Source organism: Polynucleobacter sp. UK-FUSCHL-C3, assembly GCF_040409815.1.
Lineage (GTDB): Bacteria > Pseudomonadota > Gammaproteobacteria > Burkholderiales > Burkholderiaceae > Polynucleobacter.
Genome location: NZ_CP099959.1, coordinates 1806429 through 1830142, shown reverse-complemented (window position 1 = coordinate 1830142; position 23714 = coordinate 1806429). Strand labels below are relative to the sequence as shown.

The window sequence follows — 23714 nt, the reverse complement described above, 5'->3', positions numbered from 1 at the left end:
CAAAGTTTAAGAAAATTTTTGGGGAAAGATATTTTTTAGACGAAGAGAGTGATCGTACTCAATAAAATCTGGAATCTCTCCAGAAAGTAAGCGATCTTTATAGCTTTGCCACATTGCTGGATCAAATAAATCAGCATGATGCTTCAGCAGTAGTTGTTTAATACGATCATTTCCTAGCAAAAAGGTTTTATAAGTTTCAGGGAAGATATCTTTAGGCCCAATGCGATACCAAGGCTCACTTGCCATTTCATCGTCTTCATTGCGTGGTGCCGGGACGTGACGTACCTCACAATCAGTTAGGTACTCAATTTCATCGTAATCATAAAAAGCAACACGACCATAGCGCGTTACACCAAAATTTTTATAGAGTAAGTCCCCAGGGAAAATATTTGCAGCAATTAAGTTCTTAATCGCTTCTCCGTACTGAATTACCCCGTCCTCTACTTCGCTTGGAGAGCCCTCTTGCAGACGGATATTGAGCGGGGTCATCCGTCTTTCAATATAAAGGTGCTTGATGATGAGCTCTTTTTCTCCAGTGGGATTGATACTAAGTTCTAATAAGGAGGAGCACTGCTCTTGTATTTCAGAAAGTAGCTCAGGCGTGAAGCGCTCTAAAGGGAATGCTACATTAGAAAACTCTAATGAGTCGGCCATGCGCCCTACACGGTCATGCTGTTTCACTAATTGATATTTCGCCATAATTTGTTCACGGCTCGTTTCCTTGGGCGGTGGGAAATAATCTTTAATTAGCTTAAATACATAGGGATAGCTAGGTAAGTCAAATACCAGCATAACTAATCCCCGAATTCCAGGGGCGATCCGAAACCTATCGGTAGAGTGCATCAAGTGATGTTGAAAGTCTCTATAAAACAAGTTCTTACCATGTTTTTGTAAGCCCACCATATTGTAAATTTCTGCACGTGGCTTGTGAGGTAAGAGGCTACGCATAAATGTGACATAAGCTGATGGCACCTCCATATCAACTAAAAAGTAGCTGTGTGTAAAACTAAATATCAGACGCAAATGTACTTCAGTAAGTAAGACCCCATCAATAACAAGTTGGCCTTTCGGGTTATGCATCAAAGCTATAACAAGAGGGAATATTTTCTCCCCATTAATAATGCGACCCATAATATAAGCTGTTTTATTTCTAAAAAATAAAGTACTGAGAGCATGAATTTGAAAATCGGTCGAGCTATTGGTATCAGCTAATGAGTTTTCAATTAACTCAGTCGTGAGAGTGAGATCACGCTCTAGATTCTCAAAGGGATTTTGTAACTCAAAACTCGTCAGTAAGTTGCGCGTGACTGCTCTAAGCCCACTAATATCACCAGGATAGTAGGCTCGATACGATGGTTTACTTGGCGCTTCATCATTCTCAAGATATTCAGTGGAGATGGTAGGGCGTATGAAGATAAACTTATTATTAAAATACCTGCTCGCTAAGATACGGGTGGTTACCGAATTAAAAAAGGTCTCAGCAAGCTCTGGTTGATGTAAGTTAGACAGTAGTCCAATGTAATGAAGCTTAACTTGTTGCCAGATCTCATCTGAAATTGCATGGGCATCAAACTCCTCTTCAAGCGCTTCGGCCGTCTCAATGACTCGCTGATCATAAAAGGTGATTCGGTCGCGTAATAGTTGACGGATGTTGTGCCAATCTTGTTTCTCAAAGGATTCCTTTGCGGACTTACCAGCTTCCCTAAAAATACTGTAATGCCGCTGAAAACCCATTAACAAGGTCTGTGCCATATCAAAGGCTACCTGCGAGGATAATAGTTTTGGAAAGGGATTGTTCATAATAAGAGTGTATCTAGCATTTAAACTGGACTCAAATGACCCAAACTAACCCACCCTCTCAGCCTGCAAGTCCGCTGATTTATCCATATGGGGAGACCTTAGTGGAAGCAGGCCACACCATGGAGATTGCCCCAGGGATCTATTGGATCCGGATGCCTTTACCCTTTGCTCTTGATCACATCAACTTATGGTTGTTAAAAGACCGAATTGCCGATCAAGAGGGCTGGACGGTGATTGATTGTGGGATTACCAATGACGAGACTAAAACTCATTGGGAGTCTATTTTTGCAAAACATCTATACGGATTGCCGATTTTGCGTGTCTTGGTTACTCATATGCATCCAGACCACATTGGCCTTGCACATTTTTTATGTGAGCGATGGAAGGCCCCGCTATGGGTTTCCATGAGTGACTTTCTCATGGCACAGTGGTTAAGTAGTAAGGAGGGCGGAGTTGCTGTCGGCGCCAGTAGCGGCAGTGGTGGTGCAGCAGATCATTACGCTCGTCATGGTTTAGTAGGTACCGAAGACCTAGAGCGCATTCGAAGCCGTTCTGATTATTACAGTCGGCTAGTGCCACAGGTACCGCGTCGTTATCGCCGTATCATGGAGGGCGATGAGGTCCAAATTGGAGATCATCGATGGAAGGTATCCATGGGCTATGGTCATGCTCCTGAGCACGCTACTTTTTATTGCACAAAACTCAATATTTTTATTTCTGGGGATATGGTGTTGCCTCGGATCTCAACGAATGTGAGTGTGTATGATGCCGATCCTGATGCTGACCCCTTGGGTTTATATCTACGCTCATTAGAGCAATGGCTATCTTTACCGGTAGATACCCTCGTGCTGCCATCACATGGAAAGCCCTTTAAGGGCTTACATACTCGGATTGAGCAGTTGCATGAGCATCATCGCGCCCGTTTATCCGAAACCCTTGAGGCTTGCCAAACCCCTAAACATGCCTTTGAGATTATTCCTGTTCTATTTCGACGAAAGCTTGATAATCACCAACTTAGTTTTGCGATGGGAGAAGCTATTGCCCACCTGAATTATCTGTGGCATCAGAAGAAGCTGCGGCGCTCGCTTTGCGAGGACGGGATTTGGCGCTTTTGCGCGGCTTCGCCTTTGTAGAGCTTGTCTTAGCCTCAGAGCTAGAGCTTGGCGGGTTTGTCATGGCATCCCCAAAGGATTTGATTGCTAAGAGGGTCGCTCTTTGAACCTCCAAGGTTTGTATGGTGGATTTCAGGATATTCAGGTTGAGGGAAAGCCAAGACTCCACACTTTTGAGGTCTTTAATGCGCTTATCCAGTTCTTCAATATCAAAAGTAGGCATACCACCATTAAAGCTAGACATGCCCGAGCTCATGCCGGGCATAAAAGGGGAGCCTGCATTCGCCGTATTATTTTGATCCCACATGGTTTTGAACATCTCTAGGCTTTGATTGAAATCCGGGATAGCGCTAAACATAAATTCTCCTAACAGGCTAAATAGTCACATTATCGATAAAATAACGGGTTGATGAAGATTAATACCACTTCTGCAGTAATGCAAACCCAAACTAAGCAATCCAAGTCGGGGAAGCCCTATACCCGAGGGGCAGCCTTGCCTTCGCTCCTAAGGCAGCGCATTTTGATTCTGGATGGCGCGATGGGCACCATGATTCAGCAGAAAAAGTTTAGCGAAGCGGATTATCGAGGCTTAAAACATAGCCAGCGCTTTGCTAATCATCCAATCGATTTAAAAGGAAATAATGAGCTCTTGGTCTTAACGCAGCCCGAAGCCATTCGACAGATCCACGATGAGTATCTAGCAGCTGGTGCAGACATTATTGAGACCAACACCTTTGGCGCTACCTCGATAGCGCAGGAAGACTACAAAATGCCGGAGCTTGCTCGTGAGATGAATCTTGCAGCGGCTAAGTTAGCTCGTGCAGCATGCGATCAATTTAGCACCCCGGATAAACCTCGTTTTGTAGCCGGTGCGATTGGACCAACACCTAAGACAGCAAGTATCTCTCCGGATGTGAATGATCCAGGCGCCCGCAATGTGCATTTTGATGCTTTACGTAAAGCCTATCGCGAACAGGCAGAAGCATTATTTGAAGGCGGCTCAGACCTTTTTTTAGTAGAAACAATTTTTGATACCCTCAATGCAAAAGCAGCCCTTTTTGCACTCGATGAATTTTTTGAAGACTCGGGAGAGCGTCTACCAGTAATGATTTCTGGAACCGTGACAGATGCTTCAGGCAGAATTCTTTCCGGACAAACAGTTGAAGCATTTTGGAATAGCTTGCGACATATTAAGCCGCTCACTTTTGGTTTGAACTGCGCACTTGGAGCTGCATTAATGCGACCCTACATTGCGGAGCTAGCACGTGTTTGTGATGTTGCTATTTCATGTTATCCCAATGCAGGTTTACCTAATCCGATGAGTGATACCGGTTTTGATGAGACCCCAGAGGTTACCTCGACTCTAGTCGATGAATTTGCCCGCGATCACTTGGTTAATCTAGTTGGTGGTTGCTGCGGCACTACCCCGGAGCATATTCGAGCGATTGCACAAGCAATGACAAAGCGTCAGCCTCGCCCCTTCTATTCGGAGGCGACAGCGGAAATATGAGTCAATTACCCGTTATTCCAATGCGCTTATCCGGCCTTGAGCCCTGCAACATCTCTCCCCAAATTGGCTTTGTCAATATCGGCGAGCGCACTAATGTCACGGGATCAAAAGCTTTCTCGCGCATGATTCTGAATAATCAGTTTGATGAAGCATTAGCCGTTGCTAGACAGCAGGTCGAGAGTGGTGCACAGATGATTGATATCAATATGGATGAAGCCATGTTGGATTCAGAGGCGGCGATGGTGCGCTTTCTGAACTTGATTGCATCTGAACCTGACATTGCACGCGTCCCCATCATGGTTGATTCTTCGAAGTGGACGGTGATTGAAGCGGGGCTTAAGTGTATCCAAGGCAAACCTATTGTTAACTCTATCTCTTTAAAAGAGGGTGAGGAGCAATTTAAGCACCAGGCTAAATTAATTAAGCGCTATGGTGCCGCGACTGTTGTCATGGCTTTTGATGAAAAAGGTCAAGCCGATACGTATCAGCGCAAAACAGAAATTTGTAAACGATCTTATGCGATTTTGGTGAATGAATTGGATTTTCCTGCCGAGGATATTATTTTTGATCCGAATATTTTTGCAATCGCTACGGGTATTGAAGAGCACGATAATTATGCAGTCGACTTCATTAATGCAACCCGCTGGATTAAAGAAAATTTACCAGGCGCAAAGATTAGTGGTGGCGTCTCGAATGTGAGCTTCTCATTTAGAGGAAATGATCGCGTACGTGAAGCAATCCATACGGTATTTTTGTATCACGCCATTTCAGCTGGCATGGATATGGGCATCGTTAATGCAGGTCAATTGGGAGTCTATGCCGATTTAGATCCTGAGTTGCGCGAACGCGTGGAAGACGTGGTGCTGAATCGCTTTAAAGAAAAAGATGGGCAAAGTCCCACCGAGCGTTTGTTGGCTATAGCCGATCAATATAAAGGCGGCGGCATTAAGCAGGAAGAGAATTTAGTGTGGCGTGAAGAGCCTGTTCGGGAGCGTTTAACCCATGCCCTAGTGCATGGTGTAACCAATTTTATCGTGGATGATACCGAGGAATTGCGCGCTGAGATTATGGGTAGAGGGGGGCGGCCAATCGAGGTGATTGAAGGCCCGCTGATGGATGGCATGAATGTAGTTGGCGACCTTTTTGGCGCTGGAAAAATGTTTTTGCCACAGGTTGTTAAAAGTGCGCGGGTGATGAAGCAAGCAGTTGCCCATTTAATTCCCTACATTGAGGAAGAAAAGAAGCAATTGGTTGCCGCTGGTGGCGAGAGTAAAGCTAAAGGCAAGATTGTGATTGCGACCGTAAAAGGCGATGTGCATGATATTGGTAAGAACATTGTTACTGTCGTTTTGCAATGCAATAATTTTGAAGTAGTAAATATGGGTGTGATGGTTCCATGTGATCAGATATTGAAAAAAGCAAAAGATGAAAAGGCTGATATTGTCGGCCTCTCTGGTTTGATTACACCCTCTTTAGAAGAAATGACCTATGTTGCTCAAGAAATGCAACGCGATGATTATTTCCGACAGAAAAAAATTCCCTTATTAATTGGTGGGGCGACCACTTCGCGAGTTCACACGGCAGTAAAGATTGCGCCTCACTATGACGGCCCAGTTGTTTATGTACCAGATGCCTCTCGCTCTGTATCGGTGGCTTCGAATTTGTTATCGGATGAGGGCGCAAAGAAATTTATTGATGAGATGCTTGCTGATTACGAGCGGATTCGGCATCAGCATGCCAATCGTAAAAGTGTTCCACTAGTTAGCCTACAAGCTGCTAGAGATAATTATGAGCAATTGGACTGGAGTACCTATAAGCCCAGCAAGCCTAAATTTATTGGTAGGCGTGTATTTAAAAACTTTTCTTTGGCAGAAATTGCGAAGTTTATTGATTGGACTCCTTTCTTTCAGACTTGGGATTTGGCTGGCAAGTTTCCGGCAATTCTAGATGACGAAATTGTTGGTGATGAAGCCCGTAAAGTTTATGCCGATGCTCAAGCAATGTTAGAGAAATTAATTAAAGGACAGTGGTTGCAAGCGGATGCAATTGTTGGCTTATTTCCTGCGAATAGTCAGGGTGACGATATCTTGCTATATCCCGATGAGAGTCGCAGTAAACCATTTTTGATTTGGCACAATCTGCGTCAACAGTCAGAGCGACCTGTAGTGGATGGAGTAAAGCGCCCTAATCGGTGTTTGGCAGATTACGTAGCTAATCAAGCGAGTGGTATCCAAGATTATGTTGGCTGCTTTGCCCTGACTACCGGCCACGGAGTCGAAGAAAAGGTGGCGCAGTTCTTGGCGAAGCACGATGATTACAGTGCGATCATGCTCAAAGCATTAGCAGATCGTTTAGCAGAGGCTTTTGCAGAGTTAATGCATTGGCGTGTTCGAACAGATTTATGGGGCTACGCTCCTGGCGAGCAGTTGACTACCGAAGAACTCATTGATGAGAAATATCAAGGAATTCGGCCAGCACCTGGTTACCCAGCCTGCCCGGACCATCAAGTTAAGTTTGCCATGTTTCATGCAATGAAAGCTGATGAGATTGGGATGACCCTCACCGAATCTCTAGCAATGAATCCTGCGTCAAGCGTGAGTGGCTTTTATATTGCCAACCCTAATGCCATGTATTTCAATGTGGGCAAAGTTGCCTCCGATCAGGTAGGTGACTTTGCGAGGCGAGCAGGGCAGTCCCCTGAAGAGGTAAGACGCTCTTTAGCAACCCTCCTCGACTAATTAACTCCCCAAACAACCGGTTCATTATTCTTTTGAGCTTGTCTGAGAAGTTCTATAAAGGGAAACGCACGTCGACCCAGGGGGTCCTTTTTTAGGCCTTCAGACTTTTCAGATGGATCAGTATTTTTCGGCTGAGCAGTTCGTTCTAATTGAATGGCTTGGTCGAGTCGCTCAATGAAAGTAGGAATTTGCTCTGGCAACAGAATTCCTTTTTCTTCATAAGGGCGTTGCATCACTGCAAAGATCCGTTCAGTGAGATCATCTAGCATGATGACCGGAGCGCAATTCTTAGATCGAAATTGATGAATCATAGCCTCAGCATACCATCACTGATAAACTCTCATCTCTATGTTGTTAGTTCAAAAAAACCAACTCGTACACCTACTTGCCAATGCATTAAATGCCATTGCGCAAGAGCGCGGCCTTGCCGCCGGAGAATTTCCGATCCCTCACTTGGAGAGACCAAAAGCAGTAGATCATGGTGATGTGGCATGTAATATCGCATTACAGATTGCCAAAGCATGGAAAGCAAATCCCCGTGAATTAGCGCAGCTGATTGTGGCTCGTTTGGAGTCAAGTCCAGAATATCAAAACTTAATCTCCAGTTCGGACATCGCTGGCCCTGGCTTCATTAACTTTCGCTTAAGCCAACATGCAAAGTCGGCAGTTGTACAAATGATTCTGAATGATCGTAATCGATTTGGGCGGCGCGATCGCTCTGGGGTGCAAGATGCATCGATGCCGACTCGTGCCATGATTGAGTTTGTCTCAGCTAACCCAACGGGACCCTTGCACGTCGGGCATGGACGTCAGGCTGCTTTAGGTGATGCTTTAGCTAATCTAATGGATAGCCAAGAAATTAAAGTGCATCGGGAGTTTTATTACAACGATGCTGGGGTGCAGATTCATAATCTTGCAATTTCGGTACAGTCTCGCCTAAAGGGCTTAAGTCCCGTCAGTTCGGATTGGCCTAAAGATGCTTATAACGGTGAATATATTGCCGAGATTGCACAGTCGTATCAATCAGAGCAAAAAGACGAGAATGATCTAGAGGCTATCCGAAAATTTGCAGTGGCCTATTTACGTAAAGAGCAAGACATTGACTTAAAGACTTTTGGGGTTCGTTTTGATGAGTTTTATCTTGAATCCTCTTTGTATTCTGATGGAAGTGTGCAGAAGGTGATTGAGGATCTGGCAAGTGTTGACAAAACCTATGAGGCTGATGGAGCGCTTTGGCTGAAGACCACTTTAGACGGTGATGACAAAGACCGTGTCATGCGTAAATCAGATGGTAGCTATACCTATTTTGTACCCGATGTTGCTTATCACATTAATAAATGGAGTCGTGGTTTTGAGAAGGTAATCAATGTACAAGGTAGCGATCATCACGGTACGATTGCACGTGTTCGCTCTGGTATTCAGGGGGTAGCTCAGAAACGTCATTGGGCGATTCCAACCACATATCCAGATTATGTTTTACATAAGATGGTGACAGTCGTTAAAGATGGTGCAGAAGTAAAGCTGTCTAAGCGCGCTGGCTCCTACGTAACCCTCAGAGATTTGATTGAGTGGTCTGGTGGCGTTCATGCGCAAATGTCAGTAACAGAGCGAGAGCTGGCATTACAGCGTGGACGTGATGCGGTTCGGTTTTTCTTGATCTCACGAAAGGCCGATACAGAATTTGTTTTTGATGTGAACTTAGCGCTTCAGCAAAATGACGAAAATCCCGTTTTCTATGTGCAATACGCGCACGCTCGCATTTGCTCGATTTTGCAGCAGTGGGGTGGGGAGCAAAATAATCTCAGCGCTGCTAATTTAGATCTTTTGGATAGCAAAGCAGCGGATCATCTCTTACGTCGCTTAGCAGAGTATCCAGAGGTCTTAGCAAACGCTGCCCAAGATTTAGCTCCGCATGCCGTAGCGTTTTATTTGCGGGATTTAGCAGGAGATCTCCATACTTTTTATAATGCAGACCGTGTTTTAGTCGATGAGCTTGATCTAAAATTGGCCCGCCTAGCTTTATTATCAGCCTGTCGTCAGGTTTTAGAAAATGGCTTAAAAGTTTTAGGGGTTTCAGCCCCAAGCAAGATGTGATCTATTGAGTGCAATGGAGTGTTTAGTTTTTCCATCTTGAAGCGGGTAAGATAGAGATTATGAAGCCATACGAACATCAAAATACGGCCACACAGAGCATTAATTCTCATTTACTGCGTTCGTCGCAATCGGGTGGCATCATCATGGGCGTGGTCATTGGCCTATTGGTCGGCGTTGGCCTGGCACTATTAGTTGCTTGGTATTTAACAAAATCTCAGCCCCAAGAAAGACCTGGAGTTCGTGCGCCAAGCGCACCATCGTTTATGAAACCCGTCCCTCAAAAGGCAGAAAGAGAAGAGGAGGAGGAGACCTCGGTCGCCCCACCTCAGGTCGATCTTAATAAGCCTTTACAAGGAAAGAATGCTGGGCCTGGGGTGCGCGATCCAATTGCTGATATCGCTTCAGGAAAGACCCTTGATCCTAAGCCAGAGGCTAGAGGCGATACACAGTTTTATGTACAAACAGGCGTCTTTAATCAGCGCGCAGATGCTGACGCTCAAAAGGCTAATTTGGCGATGCAAGGTATACAGACTCAACTCAGTGAAAGTTCTGTTGAGGGGGTTACAGTTTGGAGAGTACGAATCGGTCCTTTTACTAGCATTGAAGACACTGCACCGACTAGAAGTAAGTTAACCATTATTGGCATTAAACCGACCGTTATTCGAGTTAATAAATCATGATCCATATGTTTAAATACCTCTCCATTTTTTTGATACTTTTTGGTTTACAGCACGGGGCCGTTGCACAGGCGCCCGTGAAAGTAGAAGAGGGATTTGATTATCGTGTGTTAACAATCACCCAACCTATTGATACCAAGGGTAAGGTCGAGGTTATCGAATTCTTTTGGTACGGCTGCCCACATTGTTATGAGTTTGAGCCAGAGCTTAAGGGCTGGATAAAGCGACAGAATAAAGACGTTGTGTTCAAGAAAGTCCCCATCGCCTTTCGAGAGGAGCTAATGCCTCATAGCCAGCTCTTCTATGCACTGGAGTCCATGGGCAAAGGCGATACTTTAAATGACAAAATTATGTTTGCGATGCATCGTGAGAACAAGCGTCTGCTTAATGAAAATGAGATTGCAGATTGGGTGGCGGCCCAAGGAGTGGATCGAAATGCATTCTTAGCTACTTATCGTTCGTTCGCCGTCTTATCAAAAGCTAGGGCTGCCAATCAGTTGGGAAATTCTTATCGTATTGATGGGGTGCCGACGGTCGCTGTTCAGGGTAAGTACATTACGTCACCTTCGATCGCAGGAACTAGAGCCAAGGCCGTCAATGTAATGGACTTTTTAGTAAGCAAAGTTCGGAAAGATGGTTATAAGTAAGTCAAGACAAGTTAGATTTTGACGAACTTACGTACGATCCAAAAATATATAGGGTACGGCAGGATTCGGAGAAATTTCAGGAATCCTGAGAAGCGTTTAGGAAAATGAATATCAAATTCACCACGCCCTATACCTTCTAAGATCTCAATGGCAGCCTCTTCCGCCGAAATAAGAGCGGGCATCTCAAAGTCATTTTTAGCAGTAGCCTCGGTGGCAACAAAGCCAGGCGAGATCATATGCACCCCAATCCCTTTGGGCTGAAGATCATAAAAAAGGGTTTCGCAGAAATTAATCATGGCTGCTTTTGTGGGCCCATAGGCCAGAGCTTTTGGTAGGCCGCTGTAGCCTGCAACGCTGCCTACAATGGCAAGATGCCCACGCCCTACTTGAAGCATATCTGGAAGCACGGTAGCTACAGCCCGCATTGGACCCAGAATATTGGAGTCAACTGTTTTTTGAGCATCTTCCATATTGAAGTCATCTGCTCGCAAGGGAATATAGATGCCAGACACAAAAAGTAATAGATCAATGCCACCCCATTGCGTCTTAATCGTCTGATAGGCGCGGGCAATCGATGATGGGTCGATGACATCAACCGGCACAACAAGTGAATGAGAGGGATCCGCAGATTGCGCAATGGCCTCTAGGCGCTCAATACGTCGACTAGACAAGGCTAATTTTGCCCCACGCTTTAATAATGCGCGTGCACACGCTTCGCCAATACCACTTGAGGCGCCAATGACCCAAACGCACTGATCCGTGAAGTCTGGAATGGACGCCTGTTTCATGGAGCGCCCCTACTTTTTTGATGGCTGAGGGTGAACTGGACCACATCGATATTCTTTTCTTTAAAGCCCGCCGCACAGTAAAGCAGATAAAAATTCCATAACCGTATAAAAGCTTCATCAAAACCAAGTTCTTTGATTTCAGAGATCTTCTGATTGAAGTTGTCAAACCACATGCACAGAGTTTTGGCATAGTCCTGACCAAATGCAAATTCCATCTCAATTTGAAGGCCTGCATTATTGGCATGATGTTGGAATGCTTCCCGAGATGGCAGCATACCTCCAGGAAAAATATACTGCTGAATAAAGTCAGTACTTTTGCGATATCGATCAAATAAATTCTCATTAATCACAATCGTCTGAATACAGGCCTTGCCATCTTGTTTTAAGCAACGTGCCAAGGCCTCAAAGTAACTCGGCCAATACTGCTCACCGACGGCCTCGAACATCTCAATCGAAGCAATCCCATCAAACTGATCTTTACAATCTCGATAATCCTGCATTCGTACTTGATGATAGTTAGGCCGGTGTCGCGCAAGTCGTTTGGAGGCATATGCTTGCTGTTCGGTCGACAGTGTTAAGCCTGTAATACGGTGACCAGCATGTGCTGCTGTTTCCATAAAACCTCCCCAGCCACAACCAATCTCCAGTAATTCACTATTTGGCGCTAGATCTAAGGATTTGAGGATGGCTTGATATTTAGCAGCTTGAGCATCCTCAAGAAGAGACTTTTCCTGTGCATTAAACCATGCGCTAGAGTAGGTCATGCTGGGATCTAGCCACAGGGTATAGAAGGCATTACCCAAATCATAGTGGGCATGAATATTTTTACGACTACCCACTTTACTGTTGCGATTCAAATAGTGTCGTATCCGATAGACCAAGGACCCAAACCAATTGCCATAGATAGCCTGCTCTAAGACATTGCGATTTTGAACTGCTAGGTCTAAGAGCTGTTCGAGGTTTGGGCTATCCCAATCTCCCCGAATATAGCCTTCAGCAAAACCAATATCACCATGCCTGAGGATATCTTTAAATGCACTCCAACGATGAAAGCGGATTTCAGCCTGGAGGGGATCCTGGGGTTTACCAAACACCCTCCTCTCGCCATTTGGGAAATACAAGGTTAGGTAGCCAGCGGACAGCTCCTGTAAGAGTCGCTCAATCGTTCTAGCAGCAAACGGGATGACGGCACCCACGTCCGGCTCATTAGAGCGTGAGAAGTTCAACTTCGCTAATAAAGACTGGCCAGGGCGCATCATGAGCTAATTTCCATCTTTGGAACATCAGGTTTGGAATGAAATGGTACCCCTTTTAGCCAAAGTTTGAGCGCTTGCCAATGAATCCGAGCAATAACTCCAAAAGTCATCATGGGGTATTGGAATTTGGCACGTCGTAGGGCTATCTTCGAGAGTATGTGGTCTTGACCACTAATGCTGGTGTAAATCAGGGGCTTTTGATCAAGATGTAACTCAATGCGACAAACAGAATTTGATTTACTTTCACTATCTTTGGAAAATAAAAAGCGAAAGCGATATTCACCGGAGACATCGCAAAAAGGAGAAACATGAAACTCTTTTTTACTGATGAGGGTTTCTCCAGAATACAGGGGTTCACCATTTTCTTTTCGTAATAAATAGCAGTGACGTTCGCCAAATGTGTTGTTAACTTCTGCTAAAACTGCACATACCGAATGGTCTGCACGTGTATAGATCCAAAAACTCACTGGGTTAAAGACATAACCCAAGATCCGTGGAAAGGTTTGTAACCAAATTTCTCCATCAGGGATATGGATACCTTCTTTGGCAAACAAATCTTCTACCCATTCCAAGCTATCCTTCTCACCCTTGCCATGGTCTTGATCATAAAAAGAGTAGAAGGCCCAGTGATTATCACCGATACCAAACTGTTCCAGTAGTGCTGGATTTCGCTTGCGTTCACGCATCGGAATCTTGAGAGTAAACACATCGTAACTAAAGCGATTCTGAGCAGGACGTAAACGAGAGTGCTTTACTTGACCATAGTTGATGAAGGGCTTATGCATTAGTTGGTTGATTGTAAGGGCGGTCTTGTTAGGGGCGAATGGAGTGAGGCAATCAGATCAGCCGCCACCAGCTCCCCAGATCGTAAGCCATCCTCATGAAAGCCATACCCAGTCCATGCCCCACAATACCAAATACCAGATTTACCCTGAATCAAGGGTAAGCTCTTCTGAGCGTTTATGGCAGCACTATTAAAAAGAGGATGCGCATACGAGATCTCAGCAAAAATCGTTTCCGGTTTAGGTGCGGTAAGTGGATTAAGACTCACAATAATTGCTTGCTCATCAAGACTAAAAGGTAATGGTTGTAATTTATTAATGAGGTAGTCCACACTCACCTCATGATCACCAAGCTGTGACCCTGCAGTTTTGTAGTTCCAGGCAGCCCAGCAGCGTCTCGTTTTAGGAAGAACAGTGGAATCGTGGTGCAAGATTGCCTTATTTTCTTGATAAGGGATCGCTTCAAGAAGGGATTGATCAAACGCATCAATACCATGCAAAAGTTCTAGACTTTGATTGCTGTGACAAGCCATGACAAGCTCATCAAAATAATGAACGCCCTTGGCGCTGATGAGTTCAACACGACGATCAATATCTTTTGCACTCGGTACATTAACCTTAAGAACTGCTTCGTTGATTAACTTAAAACGATCAGGATGCATGGAGTCTAAGATGCGTTTAACGTACTGCTTTGAACCGCCTTTGACGGTGAGCCACTGAGGCCTATTTTGAACTTGGATTAGACCGTGATTGTGACAAAACCGAATCATGGTCTCAATAGGAAACTCGAGCATTTGTGCAGTAGGGCAAGACCAAATCGCACCAATCATGGGTAAGAAATACCACTCCCGAAATGCCGTCTTAAATCCGTGCTGATCTAAAAATGAACCAATCGATTGTAATTTTGCAGGGTCTGTACCATGACCAGAACTTTGTTGTTGCAAAGCCAATTGCGTTGCTAATTGATTAAAGCGCACAATATCTTTAATCATTCCCCAAAAGGCGGGACGGGCGAGATTGAGACGTTGTCCAAAGAGGGTGTTGAGACTATCTCCAGACCACTCTAGAGATTGATCAATAGAGACCGAAAACGACATCTCGGAAAGCGCAAGCGGAACCTTTAGTTCTTCAAATAAACGCGTGAGACGGGGATAGGTTTTGCGATTAAATACTAAGAAGCCTGTATCAACACTACAAGGAATCCTGCCACGTGCTGTTTGTACCTCAATATCCACTGTATTACTGTGTCCGCCAATATGTTGGCCGCCTTCAAATAAAGTCACATGAACGTCCGCATTCTTTTGCAAAGAGTAGGCACAACCCAGCCCAGAAATGCCAGCACCAATTACAGCAATCTTCTTCATCGATGAATGGTTTTGATTCAGATGACTCACGAAGACTTACCCTTTAGCAACTTTTCAATTTCGGATGTAATCGATTTGCCATCCGGTTTGGACAAGCTATTGTATGACTCGACAATATTACCGTTACGATCAATTAAGTATTTATAGAAGTTCCATTTTGGGCTTGTACCGGTTTTGCTAATCAACATCTTAAATAGTGGATTTGCATCCTTACCGCTAACAGAGCTTTTGGCAAACATTGGAAATTTCACATCATAGGTGTTCTTACAGAACTCGGCGATCTCTTTATTGCTTCCAGGTTCTTGCTGACCAAAATCATTTGATGGAAAACCCAAAATCACAAACCCCTTATCTTTATAACGGGCGTAAACTTTTTCTAGGCCTTCGTATTGACTAGTAAATCCACAAAAACTAGCTGTATTAACAACCATAATTACCTTACCCTGGTATTGACATAGGTTTTGAGGCACCTCATCTTGTAGCCTTAAAAAGGTATGCGAAAGTGCTGGGGCGCAGGTGGCGCTGGCTGGATTTGCATTGGCATCGCTTGGATTGAGCATTAGATTAAGTACCATCAGAGGAAGAAAAAAAAGCCATTTCATAAGGTAAACCGTCTTCGATAGGGGAGAAGCTTAAAGTCTAACGCCTTCTAGAATCTTATGTTTGCTGAGGGATTTTTGAGTTTCGAGGCATTTTACTGACAGGTTCTCGGATAGATCATCTAGAATCTCAGAATGACCCAGCTAAGTTTGAAGCCACCAGCCTTTGAGTCAAAGGTTTGTTCCACAGAGGCCAGTAATCTAAGCCAGAAGCTATTGGCTCTTCCCCGCCCTCTAGTATTTACAAACGGAGTGTTTGATATTCTTCACCGTGGCCATGCTAGTTATTTGGCACAAGCACGCGAGCATGGCGCTAGCCTAGTAGTGGGTGTGAATTCGGATGCATCGGTCAAATTGCTAGGCAAAGGAGATGACCGACCGATAAATTCAGAAGGGGATCGAATGGCCTTGCTGGCTGCCCTAGAAAGCGTAGATCTAGTGATCTTGTTTTCAGAACAAACCCCCGTTGAGTTAATTAAACGAGTTCGTCCCGATGTGTATGTCAAAGGTGGCGATTACGCCATTGAAACGCTCGAGGAAACAAAGGTAGTGAAATCATGGGGTGGTAAAGCCTTCGCCATTCCATTTATTTACGATCGCTCAACTACCAGCCTATTGGGAAAAATACGCTCTTAGGCCGCCGTCACTACTTTTTGGTTTTGACCCAAGCCCAAAGACCACGCAATACTAGTCCCTGTACCCTTTCTGCCTTGATATTGTTTTGATGAAGTCGTATCAAGAGAGTATCTGCATGTCCGCCGTCAATCCAAATACGAGATATAGGCTGATTCCTATTTTTTGCAAACTCTAGGGCGCCCATTAATGCCCCAGCTTGCGCGAGCAAACAACCTTCCTCAATAGCGCTGGAAGTATTCAGGCCGATTCCAGAGCTCTTTATTCCATCCTCCGGAATATCTAGCCTTGCGGTATTTTTAATCAAGCTATTTCGCATTAATGAAACGCCCGGAAGGATCCAGCCACCATAGTGCATTCCATTGCTTCCCAAAAAGTCAATCGTGCTTGCGGTTCCTGCACTCACAATCAAGGTGTTATCACTAGATAGTTGGCGTGCTGCAATGATGGCCGCCCAACGGTCTGCACCTAGAGTTTGAGTTTGTTGATATTGGGTGCGTAACTGAGGGTATTCAGAGTTACCGAGTAGACGGTCTGTTGGAATTCCTTTCCAGTCCGCCAAGAGATTTTGTAGTGACTCGTAATAGGATTCTGCAGCCACACAACAGATACCAATCCGTTCTGGTTGTGGGATAGTACTTTTAATATAGTGTGCAAGTTCTGCGCGATGCTCTTCTGAGTCTAGTAGTTTGGTATCAATTGCCCCAGAATAAGCCCACACCTTCTTCTGACGCTCGCTAGGGTCACGATCATTTTCAACACAAGACCACTTGAGTCGAGAGTTGCCAATATCAAAGAGAAGAAGATTGCTCATGATCGTTTTTTAAGGGATAGATCACCAGCATAAATCACTTTTGCAGGGCTTCCAGGATGCTCTTCCAATAGAAGTGCCCCCTCCTGACTGACCCCTAGTGCAATCCCAGAGTATTGGGTCTTACCAAACTCGGTAATCTCAACCGCTTGATTTTGATAAGCATCCCAATTTTTCCATTCCGATTGAAAGGGGGCAAAACCCTCTCGGTTAAATACATCTAAATAGTTCCCTAGGGCATCAAGCAAGTTGAGCCACACTAAATCAGCTTCTATTCTTACCTGCTTCGTGTTGCATTGTGCCAGAGCGGCAATTGGGATCTGACTAGACTGTTCGATCTCAGTAGAGTGCTCTAGATTGATGCCAACCCCAATGATCATCCATGTTTTTTCAGTGGGGCTTGATGAGGCAAGTTTGCCACCTTCAATTAATAGCCCCCCCAGCTTCTTTCCATGAATCAGTAGATCATTAGGCCATTTAAGACCAACGCCCAGGCTATGCAATTTTTCTTCGGGCAATTGCAAACTATTTGCAATTCCTTTGATCGCAGCCAAGCCGCAAACTAAACTTAAGCCATGAAGACCTTGACTGTCGTGTGCAAAGGGATAGGCCAGGGAGAAGCATAGAGAACTTTGCGGGTTAGCAAACCAGCGCCTACCCGCCCTGCCCTTACCTTTCGTTTGATGGCGTGCTAGACGGGAGACTGGATCAATGAGCTCCCCTGCTCGCCAGCGGGCCATTAAATCTTCATTCGTAGACTCGGTTTGACTAACGCGCTCGAGGATACAGTTCCAGTTCATTTGTATATTGTAGAAAGGTCTAGATAGAATGGGTACTTATGTTCAATAAGCTCAGAAAAGACCCTGTTAAAAAGGGTGACGATTAAGTGCGAGAGCCACATCGCCTGAATTGGCCTTTACAAGCAATGCCTCTGGCGCGTGCTATTGCGATCGTCTATACCTTGTTAATTTTCTATGGTTGCCTAAACCCGTTTAATTTTGATCTTAATTTCGGTTTAGACCTCTTTGCGTGGTGGTATGGCCCTTTACCGAAGTACATCACATCATTTGATATGACCGCCAATGTATTGGGTTATATACCCTTGGGCTTCGTATTGGTGTTTGCGGTTTATCCGCGATGGCAGGGCTTAGCGGCTGTGGCCATTGCCTTGATATATAGCGGCTTAGTATCGGCGTCTATCGAGAGCGCACAAACTTGGCTACCTACCCGTGTGCCGACTCAAATGGATTGGTTCGCAAATATGTTGGGAGCATTTATTGGGGCGCTCATTGCAGTCCCTTTGGGACCGAGCTGGTTGTCGGGTAGCGCAGTACGAAAGCGATTTGATTATTGGTTTGGAACGCGATGGTTAAGTGTCACCCTATTTATTTTGTTTCCCTTTGCACAGATTTATCCACAAAGCTCATGGTTGGGAATGGGCTTCTTAAGTTTAGGACCCGATCTTTCTCCAAATTGGGGTACACAAGTGATTAATCACACGATTCAGGAGGGGCTCATCACGGGTCTGAGTTGGCTAGGAGTCGGACTGTTCTTCTCTTTGGCTTTGCGGCCCAATGTATCCAAGTACAAACTCCTTATGGTGCTCTTGCTGGTGACCATTCTCATCAAATCCTTATTTACGGCCTTACAGTTTGGTGCTGAGTATGGTTTTGTATGGCTCAGTGTGGGCGCTATCTGGGGTATGGTATTGGGGAGCCTATTTATATTAATAGGCCTAGACTTATCCGCACGCATCCGCCTAATTACCTGTATCACTGCCTTTATTGGTCTTATGGCACTGGTCAACTATTTTCCGGATAATCCATATTTTGCAATTAGCCTACCCCGCTTAAATCAAAGTCGCTTAGTGCACTTCAACGATTTGATGCAATGGCTTTCTTGGCTATGGTTGCCAGTAGCCTTGATATGGCTGGCTCACTACGCTAGGGGCATTAAACGCTAGAAAGTTACCCGAATTACATTCCATCGATATAATTTTGTTATGAGCTATCAATATCACCTATTTTTCTGTTTGAATGATCGCAGCAACGGAGATGATTGTTGCATTCGTCATAACTCCCAAGCCCTTTTTGACTTTACTAAGAAACGCGTTAAAGAATTAGGCTTAAATGGCAGCGGTAAGGTTCGTGTCAATAAGGCAGGTTGCCTAGATCATTGCGCCAATGGCCCAGTGATGGTGGTCTATCCACAGGGCACTTGGTATTCCATGATTGATACTGAAGATATAGAAGAAATTATTCAATCTCATCTAGTGCAGGGTAAGCCCGTTGAGCGCTTATTGATCTAGCCATATTTGAGCATGCTAAATGCTCTATGCATCTATGAATAGCCGCACTCACTTGATTACTGTTCCGGGCCCAGCGGGCCTGATTCAGTTATCAGTCGACTTACCCGATGAACTCAAACAAGACCCACATTTTGCTGTACGCGGCTTAGCTTTAATTGCACACCCACACCCTTTGTTGGGCGGCACGATGGATAACAAGGTCGTACAAACCTTGGCAAGAACATTTAATCAGCTCGGCTATGTCAGTGTGCGGCCTAACTTCAGAGGGGTGGGCTTATCAGCAGGCACCCATGATGAGGGCCGGGGAGAGCTAGACGATCTTTTGATGATCAGCGATTGGATGCGAACCCCACAATCATGGTTATCTCATTTAAATCAGGCTAGTGAGCAAGCATGGATCACTAAAACTAATCAACTGCCACTCGTATTGGCCGGGTTCTCGTTCGGAAGTTATGTTGGTAGTCATTTAGTACATCAACTTGGCGAGCTCGGTAAGCCCGTCGAGCGATTTGTGATGGTTGGTAGTGCTGCTGGTAAATGGAAGTTAGCGGATTCTGTACCTACTGATACTATCGTTATTCATGGTGAGAACGATGAGACCATTCCATTGTTGGCGGTATTTGATTGGGCTAGACCTCAGGAGTTAACGGTTCATGTCGTCCCAGGCGCGGACCATTTTTTCCATCGCAAATTACACTGTATTCGAAACATTATTTTGTCGCATTGGTTAGGCCAAGTTTCGTAATAATCTATTCATGAACTCAAAAGAAGCCCCCGAATCACTCATTCAGTACCCTTGCGATTTTCCGATTAAGGTGATGGGAAAGGCCACCCCAGAGTTTTTACCAGCAGTAGTGCATATTGCAAAACAATTTGATTCGGGTTTTCAAGAAGGAACCATAGAGCAGCGCCCATCGCGTGACGCAAATTATTTAGGCCTCACGATTACAGTCCATGTTCATAGCCGCGAGCAATTAGATGAAATTTATCGAACGCTCTCAACGCACCCCTTAGTGAGCGTGGTACTTTAAGTGGATCTCTAGGCATACGATGCAAATAAGTCCAGTATTGATCAAAAATTTGGGACTTGTTGACTATCAGGAGACCTATGAGGCAATGCAGCGCTTTACCAAAGAGCGCTTACCTGATACTCCCGATGAGCTTTGGGTTCTGCAACATCCTCCTGTATTTACTTTGGGCCTTGCGGGCAACCCAGCCAATCTTCATCAACCAATTGCGCACATCCCATTACTTGAGGTTGATCGCGGTGGCGAGATTACCTATCACGGTCCAGGTCAAATTGTTATTTATCTCCTTCTGGATTTAAAGCGCAAGACGCTTTTTGTGAAAGAATTAGTTAGCGCTATTGAACAATCTGTGATTGATGCCTTAGCTGGATATGGGGTGATGGCTGAGCGCAAGCCAGGAGCGCCAGGAATTTATATTGCCAAGCAAAACCAACCCACCTTATATGAGGGTGCAAAGATCGCGGCGCTTGGCCTAAAGATCACCAAGCAATGCAGTTATCATGGACTAGCTCTCAATGTGGTGATGGATTTAGGCCCTTTTGGGGCAATCCACCCTTGTGGATATGAGGGTTTGCAGACCGTTGATATGAAAACTCTTGGAATCAGCGAGAATATCGACTTAGTCGCCGCGCGCTTAGTAGACCATTTAAAAAGGCAATTGCATCTTGCACCAGTGTTATGAGTAATCCAAAAAAAGAATACGATCCGCTGCAAAAACAAAAGTCGGCCGACAAGACCGCTCGCATTCCAATCAAAATAGTTCCTCTGGCAGAGATTCTTAAAAAGCCTGATTGGATTCGGGTTAAGGCTGCCTCCAGCAGTTCCCGATTTACAGAGATTAAAAAGATCTTGCGCGAAAACCAGTTGGTCACAGTATGTGAAGAAGCGAGTTGCCCTAATATTGGTGAGTGCTTTGGTAAGGGTACGGCAACTTTTATGATCATGGGCGATAAGTGCACAAGGCGATGCCCTTTCTGTGATGTTGGACATGGCAGGCCAGATCCCTTGGATCAGAATGAGCCTGTTAACTTAGCCAAGACGATTGCTGCTTTAAAACTTTCATATGTCGTGATCACGAGCGTAGACCGTGATGATTTGCGTGATGGTGGCGCACAACATTTTGTAGACTGTATTACTCAGACCAAGAAACTTTCTCCCGCAACCAGGGTTGAGGTATTGGTTCCCGATTTTCGGGGGCGTTTAGAGAAAGCGCTTGACGTTTTTGCGAGTGATCCATTGGGTCTTCCCGATGTGATGAATCACAATCTAGAAACCGTCCCGCGTCTTTATAAACAAGCTCGACCAGGATCGGATTATGCTCATTCCTTAAAGTTGCTAAAAGATTTTAAGGGGCGCTTTCCTCACATACCAACAAAAAGTGGTCTGATGGTGGGTTTAGGTGAGACCGATGCAGAAATTTTGGATGTGATGCGCGATATGCGTGAGCATGATATTGATATGTTAACGATTGGTCAGTATCTATCCCCCTCCAATCACCACCTCCCTGTGCTGCGCTACGTTCATCCAGATGTCTTTCAAGATTTCGAAGAGAAGGCTTATCAAATGGGCTTTAGTCATGCAGCCGTTGGTGCAATGGTGCGCTCTAGCTACCATGCTGATCAACAAGCGCATGAGGCTGGTGTTGTTTAGGCCCTATCAACAGCTTCGTACCCTAGTCCTTTGTTTCTGCTTTGCATTTACTTTGTTGGCGTGCAGTCCTAAATTAGATTGGCGGACCGTTAAAAATGAGTCTCTTGGCTACGCTGCCCTTTTCCCTAGAAAGCCTCAATTAATCGATCGTAGCTTGAGCTATCAAGACAACAAACTTAAACAGTCTCTTGAGTTCGTTAAAGCGGATGACGATATCTTTGCCGTGATGACCACTGAAATCCCTGTGGCTCTCGCAAATCAAGTTTCGGCAATTGAGCAGCTACTAAAGTCGGTTCTTTTACAGCAGACTTTATCACCCAACCAAACCACCCCATCAGAATTTAATCAGGTGAAAGAAAGTAGCTCCAAAATAGGCGCTATTGGTCATCAGAAACAAGCAAGTCAGGATTATTTTTTAGATTTACCTCAAGCTAAACGAGTGATGCGGATTCGGTGGTTGATACGACCCATGGCAGACGGAGGGCTTTATTTGTATCAAGTTAGTGTAGTGCGGGCTCAAACACCTTCAAATCCCATGCCCTCCTTAGAGCAAGAGAATATCAATATCTTTTTTGATGAGTTCCGGCCAAATTAAGAAAATGAGTAAAGCGCATTACTCGCACTGGTATCGACAGCCCGACCAGCACTTAGCTTTGCCACTGGAGAGCACATTTGCCTTGCGTGTATTTCTGTGTTTTGCATTTGCCTACTTTATGTCCTATGCATTTAGAACCATTAATGTAGTGATTGCTCCTAATCTTGTTGATGACCTTGGGCTGAGCAATGCCGATTTGGGTCTTCTTTCCTCCGCCTACTTTATCGGTTTTGGCGCTACTCAAATTCCGCTTGGGCTGGCCCTGGATCGCTTTGGCTCCCGCATTACAGAGATATGGGTGATGACCCTGGCGGTCGTCGGCGCACTGATATTTGCCATCGCTGAGGATTTCACAACGCTGGTGATGGCCCGAGTGCTAATTGGCATGGGCGTCTCAGCATGTTTAATGGCGTCATTTTCGGGCTTTCGGGCTTGGTATGCGCCAGCACAACAGGGGCAATTAGCGTCTGCGATGCTGGTATTTGGGACCAGCGGTGCTCTAGCCAGTACATGGCCTGTCCACTTAGTGACCCCTTACATCGGTTGGCGTGGCGTATTTTTAGTGATGGCTGGCCTAACGTTTTTAGCTATTCTGATTTTGTATTTTGGTTTGCCAGTTAGAAAGTCCGCCTCCGTTGAGAGGCAGGCGTATCGATCATCTACAAATTTATCGTGGCAAAGCTATAAACCAATCTTGACCAATGCATTTTTCTGGCGCATTTTGCCTTTGGGTACATATTGTTATGGTGGCTTTATTGCGATTCAAACACTATGGTTTGGCCCATGGTTAATCGAGGTGATGGACTACCCACCAAAAACTGCAGCACAAATCGTATTTGGGTTCAATGTTGTTTTACTGCTCGCCTATCTCTTTAATGCGTGGGTTTTACCAAAGTTAGCTCGCGTTGGAATCGATACGATGCGCTACATGACATGGATGGTTGGCATCTCGATGATCATGCAAGCGTGCTCATATTTTTGGCAAACATCGTTCGTTTGGATTTGGTGGTATCTGTTTGCGGTTACCTGCGCATCTTTTGTTTTGGCTCAAAGTATTATTGTTTTATATTTTCCTAAGCATTACTCAGGACGAGTAAGCACTACCTATAACCTCACACTATTTGTCGGCGCATTTATTGTGCAGTGGGGTATTGGGCATATGCTCGACTTCGGAATTGCACAGGGTTGGAATAAAGCCAGCGCTTATGATCTGGCCCTTGCAGTTTTTCTGGTAATTCAGATCTTAGGATTTATTTGGTTTCTCATCGCCCCACGCTATTTTCCGATGACTGTTTTATATGATGATGAAAAACCTTAATACA

25 protein-coding genes are annotated in these 23714 nt (G+C 45.0%); 15 read left to right on the top strand and 10 right to left on the bottom strand.

All coding sequences use genetic code 11. From position 1 onward, the window contains the following. Window positions 1–6 precede the first annotated feature (6 nt). Complete coding sequence (gene aceK / locus NKE59_RS09295) at window positions 7–1800, bottom strand: bifunctional isocitrate dehydrogenase kinase/phosphatase (RefSeq protein ID WP_353438717.1); 1794 nt, start codon at window positions 1798–1800, stop codon at window positions 7–9. 35 nt (window positions 1801–1835) lie between these two features. Here aceK and NKE59_RS09290 point away from each other — a divergent pair, with 35 nt between their 5' ends. After that, window positions 1836–2933 (top strand): MBL fold metallo-hydrolase, encoded by a 1098-nt coding sequence (locus NKE59_RS09290; RefSeq protein WP_353438716.1) that lies wholly within the window; start codon window positions 1836–1838, stop codon window positions 2931–2933. On the opposite strand, the gene NKE59_RS09285 is transcribed toward NKE59_RS09290, so the two are convergent. Next, complete coding sequence (locus NKE59_RS09285; RefSeq protein WP_353438715.1) at window positions 2836–3270, bottom strand: PhaM family polyhydroxyalkanoate granule multifunctional regulatory protein; 435 nt, start codon at window positions 3268–3270, stop codon at window positions 2836–2838. The genes NKE59_RS09290 and NKE59_RS09285 overlap by 98 nt on opposite strands. Window positions 3271–3348: 78 nt before the next feature. Here NKE59_RS09285 and NKE59_RS09280 point away from each other — a divergent pair, with 78 nt between their 5' ends. Next, complete coding sequence (locus tag NKE59_RS09280) at window positions 3349–4422, top strand: homocysteine S-methyltransferase family protein (RefSeq protein WP_353439952.1); 1074 nt, start codon at window positions 3349–3351, stop codon at window positions 4420–4422. Further along, window positions 4419–7160: a methionine synthase gene (metH, locus tag NKE59_RS09275; RefSeq protein ID WP_353438714.1), complete on the top strand. Its 2742-nt coding sequence runs from the start codon at window positions 4419–4421 to the stop codon at window positions 7158–7160. Before NKE59_RS09280 ends, metH begins: the two co-directional genes overlap by 4 nt. Here the strand turns inward: metH and NKE59_RS09270 are convergent. Beyond that, window positions 7157–7471, bottom strand: coding sequence for a DUF1840 domain-containing protein (locus tag NKE59_RS09270; RefSeq protein WP_353438713.1), 315 nt, complete (start codon window positions 7469–7471; stop codon window positions 7157–7159). The two genes, metH and NKE59_RS09270, sit on opposite strands and share 4 nt — an antisense overlap. Window positions 7472–7508: 37 nt before the next feature. Between NKE59_RS09270 and argS the strand changes: the two genes are divergently transcribed. The 3 genes from argS to NKE59_RS09255 are packed head-to-tail and all read left to right on the top strand — an operon-like array spanning window position 7509 to window position 10578. Then, window positions 7509–9254, top strand: a complete 1746-nt coding sequence (gene argS / locus NKE59_RS09265; protein WP_353438712.1) for an arginine--tRNA ligase — start codon at window positions 7509–7511, stop codon at window positions 9252–9254. Window positions 9255–9313: 59 nt separating this feature from the next. Then, window positions 9314–9934 (top strand): SPOR domain-containing protein, encoded by a 621-nt coding sequence (locus NKE59_RS09260; protein ID WP_353438711.1) that lies wholly within the window; start codon window positions 9314–9316, stop codon window positions 9932–9934. Between the two features lie 5 nt (window positions 9935–9939). Then, window positions 9940–10578 (top strand): thiol:disulfide interchange protein DsbA/DsbL, encoded by a 639-nt coding sequence (locus tag NKE59_RS09255; protein WP_353438710.1) that lies wholly within the window; start codon window positions 9940–9942, stop codon window positions 10576–10578. Window positions 10579–10589: 11 nt separating this feature from the next. Here the strand turns inward: NKE59_RS09255 and NKE59_RS09250 are convergent, their stop codons facing one another. Genes NKE59_RS09250 through NKE59_RS09230 form a run of 5 tightly spaced genes read right to left on the bottom strand, consistent with a single transcriptional unit; the run spans window position 10590 to window position 15328 of the window. Next, window positions 10590–11366, bottom strand: a complete 777-nt coding sequence (locus tag NKE59_RS09250; protein ID WP_353438709.1) for an SDR family NAD(P)-dependent oxidoreductase — start codon at window positions 11364–11366, stop codon at window positions 10590–10592. Next, a complete protein-coding gene (locus NKE59_RS09245) occupies window positions 11363–12625 on the bottom strand; it encodes a cyclopropane-fatty-acyl-phospholipid synthase family protein (protein WP_353438708.1) in 1263 nt (420 codons plus the stop codon). Before NKE59_RS09245 ends, NKE59_RS09250 begins: the two co-directional genes overlap by 4 nt. Next, window positions 12622–13407: a DUF1365 domain-containing protein gene (locus tag NKE59_RS09240; protein ID WP_353438707.1), complete on the bottom strand. Its 786-nt coding sequence runs from the start codon at window positions 13405–13407 to the stop codon at window positions 12622–12624. Before NKE59_RS09240 ends, NKE59_RS09245 begins: the two co-directional genes overlap by 4 nt. Continuing rightward, a complete protein-coding gene (locus tag NKE59_RS09235; protein WP_353438706.1) occupies window positions 13407–14798 on the bottom strand; it encodes an FAD-dependent oxidoreductase in 1392 nt (463 codons plus the stop codon). Before NKE59_RS09235 ends, NKE59_RS09240 begins: the two co-directional genes overlap by 1 nt. Further along, window positions 14795–15328 carry a glutathione peroxidase gene (locus NKE59_RS09230; protein ID WP_353439951.1) on the bottom strand — a complete coding sequence of 178 codons (534 nt, stop codon included), beginning with the start codon at window positions 15326–15328 and terminating at the stop codon, window positions 14795–14797. Before NKE59_RS09230 ends, NKE59_RS09235 begins: the two co-directional genes overlap by 4 nt. A gap of 174 nt (window positions 15329–15502) precedes the next feature. Here NKE59_RS09230 and rfaE2 point away from each other — a divergent pair, with 174 nt between their 5' ends. Beyond that, window positions 15503–16003: a D-glycero-beta-D-manno-heptose 1-phosphate adenylyltransferase gene (gene rfaE2 / locus NKE59_RS09225; RefSeq protein WP_353438705.1), complete on the top strand. Its 501-nt coding sequence runs from the start codon at window positions 15503–15505 to the stop codon at window positions 16001–16003. 10 nt (window positions 16004–16013) lie between these two features. Here the strand turns inward: rfaE2 and NKE59_RS09220 are convergent, their stop codons facing one another. Both NKE59_RS09220 and NKE59_RS09215 read right to left on the bottom strand, forming a co-directional pair. Further along, window positions 16014–16814: a type III pantothenate kinase gene (locus tag NKE59_RS09220; RefSeq protein WP_353438704.1), complete on the bottom strand. Its 801-nt coding sequence runs from the start codon at window positions 16812–16814 to the stop codon at window positions 16014–16016. Continuing rightward, on the bottom strand, window positions 16811–17611 hold the full coding sequence (locus tag NKE59_RS09215; RefSeq protein ID WP_353438703.1) for a biotin--[acetyl-CoA-carboxylase] ligase: 801 nt from the start codon (window positions 17609–17611) through the stop codon (window positions 16811–16813). Before NKE59_RS09215 ends, NKE59_RS09220 begins: the two co-directional genes overlap by 4 nt. Window positions 17612–17697: 86 nt before the next feature. Here NKE59_RS09215 and NKE59_RS09210 point away from each other — a divergent pair, with 86 nt between their 5' ends. The 8 genes from NKE59_RS09210 to NKE59_RS09175 are packed head-to-tail and all read left to right on the top strand — an operon-like array spanning window position 17698 to window position 23710. Next, window positions 17698–18774 (top strand): VanZ family protein, encoded by a 1077-nt coding sequence (locus NKE59_RS09210; protein ID WP_353438701.1) that lies wholly within the window; start codon window positions 17698–17700, stop codon window positions 18772–18774. A 39-nt stretch (window positions 18775–18813) separates the two neighbouring features. After that, entirely contained in the window at window positions 18814–19119 is a 306-nt protein-coding gene (locus tag NKE59_RS09205) for a (2Fe-2S) ferredoxin domain-containing protein (protein WP_353438700.1), read from the top strand. A 34-nt stretch (window positions 19120–19153) separates the two neighbouring features. Continuing rightward, the gene (locus tag NKE59_RS09200) at window positions 19154–19864 is read left to right on the top strand and encodes an alpha/beta hydrolase (RefSeq protein ID WP_353438699.1); all 711 of its coding nucleotides are present in this window, start codon (window positions 19154–19156) and stop codon (window positions 19862–19864) included. 10 nt (window positions 19865–19874) lie between these two features. After that, window positions 19875–20150: a DUF493 family protein gene (locus NKE59_RS09195; RefSeq protein WP_353438697.1), complete on the top strand. Its 276-nt coding sequence runs from the start codon at window positions 19875–19877 to the stop codon at window positions 20148–20150. Window positions 20151–20169: 19 nt separating this feature from the next. Continuing rightward, window positions 20170–20829 (top strand): lipoyl(octanoyl) transferase LipB, encoded by a 660-nt coding sequence (gene lipB, locus NKE59_RS09190; RefSeq protein ID WP_353438696.1) that lies wholly within the window; start codon window positions 20170–20172, stop codon window positions 20827–20829. Then, window positions 20826–21797 carry a lipoyl synthase gene (gene lipA / locus NKE59_RS09185; protein WP_353438695.1) on the top strand — a complete coding sequence of 324 codons (972 nt, stop codon included), beginning with the start codon at window positions 20826–20828 and terminating at the stop codon, window positions 21795–21797. The genes lipB and lipA overlap by 4 nt, the downstream gene beginning before the upstream one ends. Then, window positions 21778–22392, top strand: a complete 615-nt coding sequence (locus NKE59_RS09180; RefSeq protein WP_353438694.1) for a hypothetical protein — start codon at window positions 21778–21780, stop codon at window positions 22390–22392. The genes lipA and NKE59_RS09180 overlap by 20 nt, the downstream gene beginning before the upstream one ends. Beyond that, on the top strand, window positions 22373–23710 hold the full coding sequence (locus NKE59_RS09175; RefSeq protein WP_353438693.1) for an MFS transporter: 1338 nt from the start codon (window positions 22373–22375) through the stop codon (window positions 23708–23710). Before NKE59_RS09180 ends, NKE59_RS09175 begins: the two co-directional genes overlap by 20 nt. Window positions 23711–23714 lie beyond the last annotated feature (4 nt).